Annotated in this window: 16 protein-coding genes and 1 pseudogene; 11 read left to right on the top strand and 6 right to left on the bottom strand. The window is 60.0% G+C overall.

What is annotated here, in order from left to right:
* Positions 1-44 precede the first annotated feature (44 nt).
* On the top strand, positions 45-941 hold the full coding sequence (locus B2S33_RS02985) for a LysR family transcriptional regulator (RefSeq protein WP_027913274.1): 897 nt from the start codon (positions 45-47) through the stop codon (positions 939-941).
* Here B2S33_RS02985 and B2S33_RS02980 read toward each other — a convergent pair.
* Positions 938-1,261 (bottom strand): DUF883 family protein, encoded by a 324-nt coding sequence (locus B2S33_RS02980; RefSeq protein WP_023532474.1) that lies wholly within the window; start codon positions 1,259-1,261, stop codon positions 938-940. The genes B2S33_RS02985 and B2S33_RS02980 overlap by 4 nt on opposite strands.
* A 150-nt stretch (positions 1,262-1,411) precedes the next feature.
* Here B2S33_RS02980 and B2S33_RS02975 point away from each other — a divergent pair, with 150 nt between their 5' ends.
* Together B2S33_RS02975 and B2S33_RS02970 are read left to right on the top strand one after the other, a co-directional pair.
* Complete coding sequence (locus tag B2S33_RS02975; protein ID WP_023532741.1) at positions 1,412-1,627, top strand: dodecin; 216 nt, start codon at positions 1,412-1,414, stop codon at positions 1,625-1,627.
* 101 nt (positions 1,628-1,728) lie between these two features.
* Positions 1,729-1,950 carry a DUF1161 domain-containing protein gene (locus tag B2S33_RS02970; protein ID WP_023532365.1) on the top strand — a complete coding sequence of 74 codons (222 nt, stop codon included), beginning with the start codon at positions 1,729-1,731 and terminating at the stop codon, positions 1,948-1,950.
* 123 nt (positions 1,951-2,073) lie between these two features.
* On the opposite strand, the gene B2S33_RS02965 is transcribed toward B2S33_RS02970, so the two are convergent.
* The gene (locus tag B2S33_RS02965; protein ID WP_059183497.1) at positions 2,074-3,078 is read right to left on the bottom strand and encodes an LLM class flavin-dependent oxidoreductase; all 1,005 of its coding nucleotides are present in this window, start codon (positions 3,076-3,078) and stop codon (positions 2,074-2,076) included.
* Between the two features lie 151 nt (positions 3,079-3,229).
* Between B2S33_RS02965 and B2S33_RS02960 the strand changes: the two genes are divergently transcribed.
* Together B2S33_RS02960 and B2S33_RS02955 are read left to right on the top strand one after the other, a co-directional pair.
* The gene (locus B2S33_RS02960) at positions 3,230-3,655 is read left to right on the top strand and encodes an OsmC family protein (RefSeq protein ID WP_027913272.1); all 426 of its coding nucleotides are present in this window, start codon (positions 3,230-3,232) and stop codon (positions 3,653-3,655) included.
* Positions 3,656-3,726: 71 nt separating this feature from the next.
* Complete coding sequence (locus B2S33_RS02955) at positions 3,727-3,960, top strand: DUF1161 domain-containing protein (RefSeq protein ID WP_027913271.1); 234 nt, start codon at positions 3,727-3,729, stop codon at positions 3,958-3,960.
* Between the two features lie 29 nt (positions 3,961-3,989).
* On the opposite strand, the gene B2S33_RS02950 is transcribed toward B2S33_RS02955, so the two are convergent.
* A complete protein-coding gene (locus tag B2S33_RS02950) occupies positions 3,990-4,403 on the bottom strand; it encodes a hypothetical protein (RefSeq protein WP_023532343.1) in 414 nt (137 codons plus the stop codon).
* 57 nt (positions 4,404-4,460) lie between these two features.
* Entirely contained in the window at positions 4,461-4,874 is a 414-nt protein-coding gene (locus tag B2S33_RS02945; RefSeq protein ID WP_027913270.1) for a hypothetical protein, read from the bottom strand.
* A gap of 66 nt (positions 4,875-4,940) precedes the next feature.
* On the opposite strand from B2S33_RS02945, the gene B2S33_RS02940 reads away from it, so the two are divergent.
* Entirely contained in the window at positions 4,941-6,032 is a 1,092-nt protein-coding gene (locus B2S33_RS02940) for an aminopeptidase (protein ID WP_028687750.1), read from the top strand.
* Between the two features lie 26 nt (positions 6,033-6,058).
* Here the strand turns inward: B2S33_RS02940 and B2S33_RS02935 are convergent, their stop codons facing one another.
* Both B2S33_RS02935 and B2S33_RS02930 read right to left on the bottom strand, forming a co-directional pair.
* Positions 6,059-6,715 (bottom strand): HAD family hydrolase, encoded by a 657-nt coding sequence (locus B2S33_RS02935; RefSeq protein WP_028687751.1) that lies wholly within the window; start codon positions 6,713-6,715, stop codon positions 6,059-6,061.
* 74 nt (positions 6,716-6,789) lie between these two features.
* Positions 6,790-7,338, bottom strand: a complete 549-nt coding sequence (locus B2S33_RS02930; protein ID WP_023532446.1) for a gamma carbonic anhydrase family protein — start codon at positions 7,336-7,338, stop codon at positions 6,790-6,792.
* 102 nt (positions 7,339-7,440) lie between these two features.
* On the opposite strand from B2S33_RS02930, the gene prlC reads away from it, so the two are divergent.
* The 5 genes and pseudogenes from prlC to trbB all read left to right on the top strand — a co-directional run bounded on the left by prlC (position 7,441) and on the right by trbB (position 14,510).
* Positions 7,441-9,492, top strand: coding sequence for an oligopeptidase A (gene prlC / locus B2S33_RS02925; protein ID WP_288649796.1), 2,052 nt, complete (start codon positions 7,441-7,443; stop codon positions 9,490-9,492).
* Positions 9,489-9,770: a YheV family putative zinc ribbon protein gene (locus B2S33_RS02920; RefSeq protein ID WP_027913266.1), complete on the top strand. Its 282-nt coding sequence runs from the start codon at positions 9,489-9,491 to the stop codon at positions 9,768-9,770. Before prlC ends, B2S33_RS02920 begins: the two co-directional genes overlap by 4 nt.
* 121 nt (positions 9,771-9,891) lie before the next feature.
* A pseudogene (locus B2S33_RS02915) lies at positions 9,892-11,898 on the top strand (M3 family metallopeptidase).
* A gap of 61 nt (positions 11,899-11,959) precedes the next feature.
* A complete protein-coding gene (locus tag B2S33_RS02910; protein ID WP_059183494.1) occupies positions 11,960-13,018 on the top strand; it encodes a PA0069 family radical SAM protein in 1,059 nt (352 codons plus the stop codon).
* A 541-nt stretch (positions 13,019-13,559) separates the two neighbouring features.
* Complete coding sequence (gene trbB / locus B2S33_RS02905; protein ID WP_305955236.1) at positions 13,560-14,510, top strand: P-type conjugative transfer ATPase TrbB; 951 nt, start codon at positions 13,560-13,562, stop codon at positions 14,508-14,510.
* Positions 14,511-14,522 lie beyond the last annotated feature (12 nt).

Below are 14,522 nucleotides of genomic sequence, written 5' to 3'. Positions count from 1 at the left end.
AAACCGATAAGATTGCTCTGACTTGTCAGGAAAACTCACACGTAATGGCCAGTGATCTCCCTCCTCTCAATGCGTTGCGCGCCTTCGAGGCAACTGCCCGGCTCAACAGCGTCAGCCAGGCAGCCGAGGCGCTGCACGTCACCCACGGCGCAGTTAGCCGGCAAATCAAAGCGCTCGAAGCGCACCTTGGCGTGGCCCTGTTCGCCAAGGATGGGCGAGGTGTCAAACTCACAGATGCAGGCGCCAGGTTGCGTGACGTCAGTGGTGAGGTCTTTGATCGGCTGCGTGGGGTATGCCGGGAGCTGACCCGCGAAGTGGAGCACGCCCCTTTCGTGCTTGGCTGTTCCGGAAGCTTGCTGGCGCGTTGGTTCATCCCGCGCCTGGGACGGCTGAATGCCGACTTGCCTGAGCTTCGCCTGCATCTTTCTGCCGGTGAGGGTGACCTGGACCCGCGTCGCCCTGGGCTGGATGCGTTGCTGGTCTATGCCGAACCGCCGTGGCCAGCGGACATGCAGGTTCATGTACTGGCGCAGGAACGTATCGGTCCAGTCGTCAGCCCGCACTTCGAGGGCGCTGGGCGACTGCGCAAAGCGGCTGTCAGCCAGCTATTGGAAGAATCCTTGCTGCACACCACCTCGCGCCCGCAAGCCTGGCCTACCTGGGCGTTGGCCAATGACCTCGATGCCCAGGCAGTAAAGTATGGGCAGTCGTTCGAGCACCTGTATTACTTGTTGGAAGCCGCAGTCGCAGGATTGGGGGTGGCCATCGCGCCGGAGCCACTGGTGGCCGATGACTTGCGTGCAGGGCGCCTGATCGCGCCATGGGGCTTTAGCGCAACGCCTGCAGCGTTGGCGCTGTGGGTGCCACGGCGCGCCGCGGATGGGCGCGCCGAGCAGCTGGCGCAGTGGTTACGCGCCGAGTTGGCTGGGCAGAGCGTTTAGTTGCGCTTGCACAGCAGGTAGGCAGCCAGCAGGCCCAGTGCGCCTACTGCCACGCCAGCGGTGGTGTAGGGGTGTTCCTGGGCATAGTCGCGAGTAGCGATGCTGGTCTTGACCGTGCGGTCTTTGACTTCTTCGTAAGCGTCGCTCAGTAGGCTGCGCGAGTGCTTCAGGGCCGTCTCGGCATTGCTGCGGATAGCCTTGAGGGACTTCTGGGATTCCTCGGAGGCATCGTTCTTGAGGCTTTCCAGGCTCTTCAGGAGGCTCTCGATCTCGGCTTCCATGCTTTCCAGTGATGTTTTACGCAGCGAGTTGCGGGGCATGTTGACTCTCCTTCGCGTTATGGGCTCTAGAGAGTGCGACTATCAAGCGAAGCGAAAGTGCGATCGAACTTTCTGCCGCTGCGCCTGCTCGCAGGTAAACCAGCACTGCGCTGCTAGGCTCAACGTTATCGCCATCCAAGGAGTCAACACATGTCCGATCACCACACGTACAAAATGCTCGAACTGGTAGGTTCTTCCACCACCGGTATCGAAGATGCAATCCAGAATGCCCTGGCCGAAGCCTCCAAAAGCGTGCAGATGATGGAGTGGTTCGAAGTCGTCAGCACCCGCGGCCATATTCGCGACAACAAAGTCGAGCACTTCCAGGTGACCCTGAAGGTCGGCTTCCGTATCACCAACAGCTGATACAGGTCCGGGCTGGATGTGCCTGGCGCGATGGGGTAAGACTTAGACGAGGCGCCTGATGGGCGCCTTTTGCGATTTCATCTGCACAAGGAAAGCAAGTGATGAACAAAGTGGTTCTGGCGTTGGGCCTGATGACCCTGGCGGGCGGCGCGATGGCGGCCGGCAAGCCGTGCGAAGAGCTGAAAGCGGAAATCGCTGCCAAGCTCGATGCCAAGGGCGTGCAAAATTACACGCTGACGGTCGTGGACAAGGGTGATCCCGCTGGCAAGGTGGTGGGCAGTTGTGAAGGCGGTACCAAGGAAATCGTTTACAGCCGCAACTAAGGGCCACCGAACCCCGTGGGTTGACCACGGGGTTCGGGCATACGGCCGTTTGCTCGGCTACCGGCCACCCATCAAGAGGCCAGCCCAGCCCAGTTTCGCTCCACGGCGCGCCCTGCTCAACCGCTAGGCTGGCTGCAGTGCCTGAGCCAGCAACTCGTAGGAGCGTATCCGGTCTGCGTGCTCGTACAGGTCGCAGGTAAAGATCAGTTCATCGGCCCCTGTCTGCTCCAGCAACACGTCGACCTTGGCACGGACCTTGTCTGGGCTCCCGATCATCGCCAGCCCCATGAAGCTGCCCACTGCATCGCGCTCATGCGGCAACCACAAGCCATTCATGGTTTCTACCGGGGGCTTCTGCATCAGGCTCTGACCGCGAATTAGGGCCAGGATGCGTTGATAAACCGACGTGGCCAGGTACTCGGCTTTCTCATCGGTCTCGGCCACTACCATGGGGATGCCGAGCATGACGTAGGGCTTGTCCAGCGTGGTAGAGGGCTTGAAGTGGTTGCGGTAGACCCGAATGGCCTCGTGCATGTAGCGCGGCGCAAAATGCGATGCGAAGGCATAGGGCATACCACGCATGCCGGCCAGCTGGGCACTGAACAAGCTAGAGCCCAGCAACCAGATAGGCACTTCGGTGTCGTATCCCGGTACGGCAATCACCTTCTGATCATCGGTGCGTGGGCCCAGGTAGCGCGACAACTCTTCGACGTCATCCGGGAAATCATCCGCACTGCCGGCGCGGTCGCGGCGCAGTGCATGGGCGGTCATCTGGTCGGACCCTGGAGCGCGGCCCAGGCCCAAGTCGATACGGCCGGGGTAGAGGCTGGCCAGGGTGCCAAACTGCTCGGCCACAACGAGCGGCGCGTGGTTGGGCAGCATGACGCCCCCGGAACCTACCCTGATACGCGATGTACCGCCTGCGAGGTAACCGATCAGCACTGAGGTGGCCGAGCTGGCGATGCCGTCCATGTTGTGGTGCTCGGCTACCCAGAAACGGTTGTAACCGAAACGCTCGACCTGTTGCGCCAGGTCCAGCGAATTGCGCAGTGATTGCGCGGGCCCTTGGTCGGCGCGCACTGGCACCAGATCAAGGGTGGATATTTTCAGATTTCGCAACTGCGTCATGAAGCCTCCGCAATGATGGTTGGCCTGAGGCCTTTTGACTCTGTATGGGCGCAATCGTTGGATTCAATGTCCCCTGTCGGATTGAGCTGAACTCTCATCAGGCTACCAGCCTCTGAATAGATAGGTACTTAACCAATGACCGGGAGGCATCATGAAGAAGACAGCATCGGCAATCTGGGAAGGTGGTCTCAAGGACGGCAAGGGCCAGATCTCCACTGAAAGCGGCGCGCTCAAGAACAATCCTTATGGGTTCAACACCCGTTTCGAAGATACGCCGGGCACCAACCCGGAAGAACTGATCGGCGCCGCCCACGCTGGGTGCTTCTCGATGGCGCTGTCGATGATGCTGGGCGAAGCCAAGCTGACGCCCGAGCGTATCGACACAGCGGCAGAAGTCACCTTGGACAAGCAAAGCGATGGTTTTGCCATCACCGCAGTGCACTTGGTGCTCCGCGCCAAGGTACCAGGGGCGAGCGAAGAGCAGTTCCAGGAAATCGCCAATAAGGCCAAGCAAGGCTGCCCCGTGTCCAAGGTGCTCAACGCCGACATTACCCTGGATGCCAAGCTGGTAAGCTGATCGCTCCAGCCGTGGGCGGTTTGCGGTAATCTGAAAACCCGGCAGCCTCGCTGCCTTTACTGGAGCCGCCCATGATTCGCATCGCTACAACTTTACTGGTCTCCCTGATGACAACTTCGGCACTGGCAGCAATCAAGCCATGCGAGGAGTTGAAGGCAGAAATCGAGGCCAAGATCCAGGCCCAGGGCGTGCCGTCCTATACCCTTGAAATCGTGCCCAACAGCGAAGTGCAGGACCCTAATATGGTGGTCGGCAGCTGCGATGGCGGTGCCCGCAAGATCATTTATCAGAAGAATGATCAGTAAGCCTGCCAACAGCGGGTCATTAAGGAAACCTAAGGAATGCAGAAGACCCTGCTAGGTTCGTTGACGACCACGGTCCTGGCTGAGTCATACAGCAGCACCTGTGGCTCCATCACCGGCGCTCTTGCCTCAAGCCGATAACGCTCCCCTGCCTCGAAGTGATCGTAACGCACCGTCAGGTAGCACGTACGGTCCCTGGGGTCGGTAGAGAACCCGCCCGCGTAGATCTCATAGTCGAAACGTACGATCAGTTCGTGCTTGCCGGGCGTCACCTGAAAATAACGGCCATCGTCCAGGCGCTTGCCATCGAGGCGATCGGCCATGATGACCCTGCCGGGTGTCATGGTGTATAGGTCTACCCAGGCCTGTTTGGGATCTTTGGGCGGTAGGGGGCTGGCACAAGCTCCCAGTGCACTGAGGGCGATCAGCATCATGGGCTGGCGCATGGCAGGGTTTTCCACTTGCAGTGAATATGTGACAAGCATAGCGCTGTTTTGGATGCTTTACGTCCGTTGGCAGCCTGCCGGTTCGCCCTGGCTGACCAGTTTCTGTTGCTGATCATAGAGCTTGATCCAGGGACGGAAGCCGATGCTGCCAGCCTGCAGTTGGTAACGCTCGCCAGCATCGAAGCCCTTGAAGGCTACCTTGACCTGGCAATCACGCCATAGCGGGGCGTCGACGGGACCGATGTTGCTGGGCGCCACCGGGAATTGATAGCGCACGGTCAGCTCATGGTTGCCAGGCGGTACCTGGAAATAACGGTTGTCGTCCCAGTCGCGTGCGTCGACTTTCACCGCGTCCAGGGAGGTCTGCTGGCCTGGTTCAAGGTCGACCCACGCCTGAGAGGGGTCGGGGTCGGGCAATGTCGAACAGGCCGTTGTCAGCAGCAAGGAACCGGTAACCCACAAGGCGCGCATGGCGAAACTCCCCTTCGGCACGATAATCGTTAGGCGAATGGGGTTGAGCGAATAAGACGGTAAACGATGCTTGGAATAGTGCTTGCGCAGCGCTCAGACCCTGGGGCACTCGACCGTGTTTTCACCCGGTTTGTTCCGCTACTGGTCGCCGCGCTGCTCAACGGTTGCAGCAGCGCTGGCTACTATGGCCAGCTGGCAGCCGGCCAGTGGGAGCTGCTGCAGGCGCGTCGGCCCGTGACGAAGGTGATGGCTGATCCTGCCACGTCTGTGCCATTGCGCGCTCGGCTGGAGTACGCCCAACAAGCGCGAGCGTTCGCCACCCAGCAGCTGAAATTGCCCGACAACCGAAGCTACACGATGTACGCCGACTTGGGCCGCCCCTACGTCGTGTGGAATGTTTTCGCCACCCCCGAGTTGTCGCTTCAGCCAGTCACCCACTGTTTTCCCATTGCCGGGTGCGTGGCTTACCGCGGCTATTATCGTCAGGGCGCAGCACGGGGTGCAGCGGCGTTGATGCGCCAGCAGCACCTTGACGTCTATGTGGGCGGCGTTGAAACCTATTCGACCCTGGGCTGGTTCGATGACCCCATCCTGTCATCGATGATGGGCTGGGGTGAAGAGCGCCTGGCCACACTGATCTTTCACGAGCTGGCTCATCAGCGTGTCTATGTGCAAGACGATACGGCCTTCAACGAGTCATTCGCGTCGTTCGTGGAGCAGCAAGGCACGCGGCAATGGCGGCTCAGCCGTGGGCTGGCGGCCACCGGCGACGACCATGGTCCGCAGCGCGAGCAGTTCATTCGCTTGGTGCTGGCCACGCGGGCACGGCTACAGGCCCTTTATGCGGCGCCCACCGATGATCAAACCAAGCGCTTGGCCAAGCGGGCCGAGTTCGAGCGGTTGCGGCGCGATTACCATTCGCTGCGCGATGGCCCATGGGGAGGCGACAGGCGTTACGACGCTTGGGTCTATGGGCCGATGAACAATGCGAAATTGCTGCCATTCGGACTGTACGACCAGTGGGTGCCTGCTTTTTCGGTTTTGTTTCGCCAGGTCGAAGGTGACTGGGAACGCTTTTATGAGCGCGTCGGGCAACTGGCTTCATTGCCCCTCGCAGCGCGTACTGCAGCCTTGCAAGGGTTGATGCCCAAGGGCTAGGTCGCGCTAGCCGGTTGCCCAGCCCTTCAGCGAGGTTGCCTGTTGAACGCCTCGTGCATCTCGGCCAGGGAGGCGAAATGGAACGCCGGCGTTTCTGCCATCAGTTCCTCGCGGCTTCCGAACCCATACCCTACTGCCACGGCCTGCAAACCGTTGCTACGGGCTCCGATCAGGTCATGCTTGCGATCGCCGATCATGAGCGTGTGCGCCGGGTCCAGCCCTTCTTCGTCCAGCAAGTGGCGAATCAGCTCGACCTTGTTGGTTCGCGTACCGTCCAGCTCGCTGCCGTAGATCATTTTGAAATGCTGATCGAAGGCGAAGTGGCGGGCAATTTCGCGCGCGAATTCCCACGGCTTGGAAGTCGCTATGTAGAGCGTGCGGCCTTGGCCATTGAGGGTCTCGAGCAGCTGCGGCACCCCGTCGAACACCAGGTTTTCGTACAGGCCCGTGACGCGAAAGCGCTCACGGTAGAAGTTGACCGCCTCCCAGGCCTTGGCTTCGTCGAAACCGTAGAACTGCATGAACGCTTGCAACAACGGCGGGCCGATGAAGTGTTCAAGGCGTGAGAGGTCTGGCTCGTCGATACCCAGTTTCGCCAAGGCGTACTGGATGGAGCGGGTGATACCCAGGCGTGGGTCGGTCAGGGTGCCATCAAGGTCGAACAGAATGTTTTGCTGGTGCATAGGGAAGGTTTCCGCTTGAGTGCTGCGCCGCATGCTGGCGGGCAAGCCGTGCCCGCATGGCTGTGGAAAAACGATCAGTCTGGCTGATCGAAGCCCTCGGCCAGGTGCTGGTCCTTGAGCTTCACATAGTTGCCAGCGCTGTAGGCGAAGAAGGCACGCTCCTGGTCGTTCAACAACCGGACCTGCCTGACTGGGCTGCCCATGTACAGGTAGCCACTGACCAGGCGCTTGCCCGGTGGCACCAGGCTGGCGGCGCCAATGATCACCTCGTCCTCGACGATGGCGCCGTCCATGACGGTACTGCCCATGCCGACCAGGATGCGGTTGCCCAATGTGCAGCCGTGCAGCATGACCTTGTGCCCGATGGTGACTTCGTCACCGATGATCAGCGCAAAGCCATCAGGGTTGAACGGGCTGGCGTGGGTGATGTGCAGCACACTGGCGTCCTGCACACTGGTCCGCGCGCCGATACGGATGCGGTGCATGTCGCCTCGCACGACCACCAATGGCCAGACCGAACTGTCTTCGCCGATCTCCACATCGCCCAGTACCACCGCCGAGCGGTCGACGAAGGCCCGCGCTCCGAGCTTGGGATGGTGTTGCTGGAAGCTTCGAATGGCCATGATAGTGTTCCTCATGTGTGCCGATAGGCTGGCTGCCTGCTGCGGTCGGCGTCGATTGTAATTAAGATGGGGCTGTGTTTCTTCTGCCAAGGTATCCAAACCGTGACTGCGAACAACCCGCTTCTGCAATCCCACGATCTGCCGCCCTTCTCGCAAATCCGTGCAGAGCACGTGCTGCCGGCGATCGAAGCGATCCTGGCCGACAACCGTAAAGCCATTGCCAGGATTCTTGAAGAACAAGGCGCAGCGCCTACATGGGCAGGCCTGGTGCTGGCGATGGACGAACTGAACGACCGCCTCGGGGCCGCCTGGAGCCCGGTGAGCCACCTCAATGCGGTGTGCAATAGCCCAGCGTTGCGTGAAGCCTATGAGGCCTGCCTGCCAGCGCTGAGTGCCTACTCCACGGAGCTTGGGCAGAACCGCGCGCTGTTCGATGCCTACCAGGCACTGGCTGCAAGCCCTGAAGCTGCCTCGTTCGATGTGGCGCAAAAGACCATCCTTGAACATGCATTGCGCGACTTCCGCCTGTCGGGCATCGACCTGCCCGCCGCAGAACAGCAGCGCTACGCTGAGGTGCAGAGCAAACTCAGCGAGCTGGGCAGCCGTTTCTCCAACCAGCTGTTGGATGCCACCCAGGCATGGAGCAAGCACGTCACCGACGAAACCACGCTCGACGGCCTGCCCGACTCGGCCAAGGCCCAGATGGCCGCCGCTGCCGCCGCCAAGGACCTCGAGGGCTGGCTGATCACGCTAGAGTTCCCCAGCTATTACGCGGTGATGACCTACGCCAGCGACCGCGCGCTGCGCGAAGAGCTGTATGCGGCCTACTGTACCCGCGCTTCGGATCAGGGCCCGAACGCGGGGCAGTTCGATAACGGTCCGGTGATGCAGCAGATTCTCGATCTGCGCCAGGAGCTTGCCGAATTACTGGGCTACAAGAACTACGCCGAGCTCAGCCTGGCGACCAAGATGGCCGAGTCCAGCGACCAGGTGTTGAGCTTCCTGCGCGATCTGGCCAAGCGCTCCAAGCCCTTCGCCGCCCGCGACCTGGCCCAGCTCAAGGCCTATGCTGCCGAACAGGGTTGTCCCGAGCTGGCCAGTTGGGATGCCGGCTACTTTGGCGAGAAGCTGCGAGAGCAGCGCTACAGCGTGTCCCAGGAAGCACTGCGCGCCTACTTCCCCATCGACAAGGTGCTAGGCGGCCTGTTCAGCATCGTGCAGCGCCTGTACGGCATCGAGATCAACGAGCTCAAGCAGTTCGATGCCTGGCACCCGGATGTACGCCTGTTCGAGATCAAGGAGAACGGCCAGCATGTGGGGCGTTTCTTCTTCGACCTCTATGCCCGCGCCAACAAGCGTGGCGGTGCCTGGATGGACGGTGCGCGTGACCGTCGCGTAACGGCTCAGGGCACACTGCAAAGCCCGGTGGCCAACCTGGTGTGCAACTTCACCCCTGCCGCGCCGGGCAAACCTGCCTTGCTGACCCATGACGAGGTCACGACGCTGTTCCATGAGTTCGGCCATGGCTTGCACCACCTGTTGACCCGCATCGACCACGCTGGAGTGTCCGGCATCAACGGCGTGGCATGGGATGCGGTAGAACTGCCCAGCCAGTTCATGGAGAACTGGTGCTGGGAGCCCGAAGGCCTTGCCTTGATCTCCGGCCATCACGAAACTGGCGAGGCACTGCCGAAGGACCTGCTGGACAAGATGCTGGCTGCGAAGAACTTCCAGTCGGGCATGATGATGGTGCGCCAGCTCGAGTTCTCGCTGTTCGACTTTGAGCTTCACGCCAGCCACGGTGACGGCCGTACGGTACTGCAGGTGCTCGAAGGGGTGCGCGATGAAGTGTCGGTCATGCGCCCACCGGCCTATAACCGCTTCCCCAACAGCTTTGCGCACATCTTCGCGGGCGGTTATGCCGCAGGCTACTACAGCTACAAATGGGCTGAAGTGTTGTCGGCCGATGCCTTCTCGCGGTTCGAGGAAGAAGGCGTGTTCAATGCCGAAACAGGCCGGGCGTTCCGCGAAGCGGTGCTGGCACGCGGCGGCTCGCGTGCGCCGATGGTATTGTTCGTCGACTTCCGCGGTCGCGAGCCGTCCATTGACGCCTTGCTGCGCCACAGCGGTCTGGCCGAAGAATCGGCAGCATGAGCGAGGATGCCGTGAACAAGACCAAGAAGCGCTTCATCGCCGGCGCGGTATGCCCGGCGTGCAGTGAAGCTGACAAGCTGACGATGTGGAACGAAGACGGTGTGCCGCACCGCGAGTGCGTGGCGTGTGGTTTTACCGATACGCTCAATGAGCAGGGCTTGTCGGTACCCAGTGAACTGGGCACGCGGGTCAACCAACAAGCGCCCAAGCCGGCAGCGGCGAAAGTGCAGACCGTGCAGTTCTTTCCCAATCCGAAGCTGAAGAAACCGGCCGATTGACCACCGCACCGCCCGGGTGCAAGGCCCGGGCGGTGGCGGCTGGTGGTAATTAAGAGCGACCTGCACGCTTGCGCAGTCGTCCACGCTTGCATGCTCCCATCATTGAGCAAGGTAACGCGTGATGAGCAACCCGCTTCTGCAAGACGGCAATGTGCCCGTCGACTACCCCTCCATTACAGTCGAAAGCATGCAGGATGCGTTCGACCAGGTCCTTGAGCAGTATGCACAGGGCATTGAGCGCGTGATCAACAGCCAGCCATCGATGCCAACATGGGATGACCTGGTGCTGGCCATGGATGATCTGGACGCCCAGGTGTACGCAGTGCTTTATGGGGTAATGCCCTTTCTGGGCAAAGGGCAGACCTGGAGTGACTCTATCCTGGCGTTTCATATCGCGGCCAGCGCTGCGTTGGACTCAAGGTTTAGCAACGAGCAGCTTCAGTCGCTGTATGAACAGCTGGCGCACAGCGATATCGGCCTTAACCTCGATGATCGCCAGCGGGCAACACTGCGCTGGCACTTGGAAAGGTTTCGCGTGAGTGGCGCTTCCCTGCCCACGAGCGACAAGACGCGGCTGCTCGACCTGCAACGTCGGATAACCGAGCTTGAAGAGCAGTATCTGATTAATCTCGACCAGCCGGACATGATCGTCGATGACGTCACTCAGCTGCGTGGTCTGTCCCAACGCAGTCTCGATGAGTTGAGCGAGCGAGCAAGGCAGCGTGGCAGTAACGGATGGTCCATACCTTGCGAAAGCTGGGCTGCCGAGCGTGTGCTGGAAGAGGCCGAGCTGGGTGCTCTCCGTGAGCAGGTGTATCAGGCTTTTCATGGACGTGGCGTCAATACCGACCTGTCGCAAGATAATGGTCAAGTGCTGCAGCAACTGGCCCTTCTGCGCCATGAACGAGCGACGCTATTGGCGTTCTCCGATCACATGACCCTGAGCTTGGCGCGTAAAAGTGCTGGTTCGCCAGACCAGGTTCGCGCCTTCCTGCAAAGCTTGGCTGCTGGCATGAAGCCCGTAGTGCTGCAGTGGCGCTCAGACTTTGAGCGTGACGCTCAGGCATTGGGTCTGGAAGACATGCAGCCCTGGGACCTACGCTTTGCCCAAAAGCAACTGCGAGACGCGGCCAAGATAGTGCCAAAGGACGCGCTGCGCGAATTTTTCCCGATGGCTGCCGTCATCGACGCGTTGGTCCAGCTGGCCAAGCGGCTCTTTGACCTGGAGTTGAGGCCCACCCCTGCCCCCGTATAGGCACCCTCGGTCCTGGTGTTCGAGGCATTCCAGGACGACGCACGGATTGGCTTGCTCTACCTCGATGCCGTGCAGCACGCCGGTAAGCAGGCAGAGGCGGTGTTCACAACGTATGTGCGTAACCGCCGGATCGACGCGGAAGGGATTTTCCAGCAAGCGGTGGTGATCGTCTTCAGCGATGTGCCCGAAGGTAGTGCAGGTGCGCAGCCACTGTTGGATCACCTCGCGTTGCGCAAGCTGTACCACGAGTTCGGCCATGCCTTGCACCACCTCTTGGTGCGCACGGACAATCAGATCCAGTCGGGCGTAGTCGAACTCGGTACGGACGGTACGGAGCTCTTCGGCAAGCTGTTCGAACGTTGGGTGTGGAACGCCGCCTATCTCGTCAGCATTTCCTCGCACTATTCGGATGGGCGTCAGATTGACAGGGCGCAGGTCGAGCAGTGCGTCGAGCGCTACAGACGCGAAGCCATCGGCGAAGCCGCGCTTGAGCTGAGCAAGGCCTTGTTCGATGTGGATCTGCACACGAACCCAGCTGACGGGAAAACCCTTCGCCAGCGATTTACTCGATCGCGCGAGCAATGTGGTTACTGGCCTTTGAACGCCCTAGAGCACCCAGCCCACGCCTTCGACCACCTGGTTACCGGCTATGACGCCGGTTATTACGCGTACCTCTGGGCAGATGTATGTGCTGTGGATATCTTCACCCGCTTCGAGCAAACAGGGCTACTTGATCGTGCACTTGGACAGGCGCTGTTCGAGTCATTGATTGCCCCCGGAGCATCGCGCCCATTGCGTGAAGGAGTGATGCAGTTTCTTGGCCGTGAGGCAAACCTACACCCCTACCTCCAGTGGCTTCAGGCCGTCGGATGATCGGGCTGGCAATTAGTCGCCAGGCCCTTTACTGTACATGCATACAGTAAAGGGTGTAGCCATGTCATATTCACCTCCGTTGAAGGGCCGCGGCACTGCGCATAACCCGCATAACCGCTTCGGCCCTACCCACTCTTCGCATGAGGACGATGGCTGGTACCAAGATGTACCGGTCACGCAAGGGACCGAAGTGCGGATCGAGACGGCCAAGACGGTTATCAGCCGCAATACCTCACCCGATTTGCCCTTCGACCGGTCGATAAACCCTTATCGCGGTTGCGAGCACGGGTGCATCTACTGCTATGCACGCCCTTCGCACGCCTATTGGGATTTGTCGCCTGGTCTGGATTTCGAAACCAAGCTGATTGCCAAGACCAATGCAGCCGATGTGCTGGCGCAGCAGCTGAGCAAACCTGGGTACGTGTGTGCGCCAATCAACCTGGGGGCGAACACCGACCCTTATCAGCCCATAGAGCGCGAATACATGCTGACCCGGCGTTTGCTGGAGGTGCTGCTGAAGTTTCGCCACCCAGTGACCATCGTTACCAAGGGCGCCTTGGTTCTGCGTGACCTTGACCTGTTGACCGAAATGGCCAGCTTGCGGCTCGTGCGCGTGATGATCAGCCATACCACCCTTGATGCCGGCCTCAAGCGCATTCTGGAGCCCCGTGCCGCTTCGCCTGCTGCACGCTTGCGGGCCATACGCCTGCTGCGCGATGCCGGCGTACCCGTAGGCGTCCTGTGCTCGCCGATCATTCCCATGATCAACGACTGTGAACTGGAGCAGTTGCTGGAGTCGGCGCAAGAGGCTGGGGCGCAAAGCGCAGCCTACATGATGCTTCGCTTACCGCTTGAGGTGGCCCCTCTGTTTGAGCAGTGGTTGCACGATCACTACCCGCAGCGTGCAGCCCATGTAATCAGCCTTATTCGGCAAAGCCGGGGTGGAGCGCTTTATGACAGCCGTTTCGGTGCTCGTATGCGGGGCGAGGGTATTTTTGCGCAGTTGTTGGCGCAGCGTTTTGACAGGGCTGTACGCAAGCTGAACCTGGAGGGCCGTGAATCTCTGCAACTTGATTGCTCATTGTTCAGCCCACCCGGCAGACAACTTCAATTGCTTTGAACCAATTAACGTAGATGCTGTCTGGCTTGCTCGTTGATATCTAAGTGCCATCATCGGATGGCTGTCTTATATCAACTCACAGCCAACAGAAGCGATGTTTGCGCGGGAGGCAATTGTGAACTGGGCCACAAAAAAAAGTTTTGGCTAATTGTGAATTGCCTCTCATTTTTTGTGAAAGGCGATCAGTCAGCGGTAGTGGCGTTTAGCTGCCAGCATTACTGGCGCTCATGGTAGAGACCAGCTACGGCGCGGGTTTCAGAGGCACGCGTGCGGTCAATTCGAAGAACGCTCGTACCAATTTTGTAGGAAAAGACTTACATGGCTGTAAGAGATTTACCATTTCGTTAGCAATTGTTGCTCCGGTAACCTCCGCGCCATTGTGGATCGCCTCTCGTAACTTGAAAGCATCTGGTCAGCCCAGGTGGATATTTCGAGCGAGGCGCGTTTTGCCCCTCATCAGTAGTTGAAGATCTGTAACACACGCTCGGTGGAATACCTTGCGATTGGGTCAGCGTTTAATTCATGGACGAATAGTGTGGATATTGCAGAAACTGTCAGCCTGAAAGATCGCGCCAAGAAAAAACTTGAACGCGATGCCGGCCCGCTGATTATCGACGCGCTCAACCATCCGCAGACCGTCGAGTTGATGTGTAACGGCGACGGTAAGCTGTGGCTCGAACAATTGGGCCAACCGATGAGGCACATTGGCGACCTGCGCCCGGCGCAGGCCGAGTCCATCATCAAGACCGTGGCCGGCTTCCATGGCAAGGAAGTGACCCGCAGCAAACCGCTGCTCGAAGGCGAATGGCCCCTCGACGGGTCGCGCTTCGCGGGCCAGCTTCCGCCAGTGGTGCGCGCCGCCACGTTTGCGATCCGAAAAAAAGCGGTCGCCATCTACACCCTGGACCAGTATGTGGAGTCGGCGATCATGACGCCGGCCCAGTGCGATGCCATCAAGCGGGCCATCCGCGATCACCGCAATATCCTCGTTATCGGCGGTACGGGTACCGGCAAGACCACCCTGGTCAACGCGGTCATCAACGAGATGGTCATCGAGTTTCCCAGTGAGCGGGTATTCATCATCGAGGACACCGGTGAGATTCAGTGCGCTGCCAAGAACTTCGTGCAGTACCACACCACCGTCGACGTAAGCATGACCCACCTGCTCAAGACCTCCTTGCGCATGCGGCCTGACCGCATCTTGGTCGGTGAGGTGCGTGGCGAAGAGGCACTCGACCTGATCGACGCCTGGAACACTGGTCACCCTGGCGGTGCTGCGACCCTGCATGCCAACAGCGCCAGTGAAGGGCTGACCCGTCTTAAATCCCTGGTTTCTCGCAACAAGTCGGCCCCGGCCGACATCGAGCCGCTGATTGGCGAAGCGGTTCACGTCGTCATCTCCATCGCCAGAACCCCAGAAGGCCGCCGCATCCAGGAAATCCTCGAGGTTTCCGGGTACGAAAACGGCCGTTACATCATGCGCAACCTCTAGGAAAACATCGCA

Source organism: Pseudomonas sp. UBA5568, assembly GCF_002425525.1.
GTDB classification, from domain to species: domain Bacteria; phylum Pseudomonadota; class Gammaproteobacteria; order Pseudomonadales; family Pseudomonadaceae; genus Aquipseudomonas; species Aquipseudomonas fulva.
Note: the sequence above shows the minus strand (reverse complement) of the source record. Positions and strands in the feature narration are given on the sequence as shown.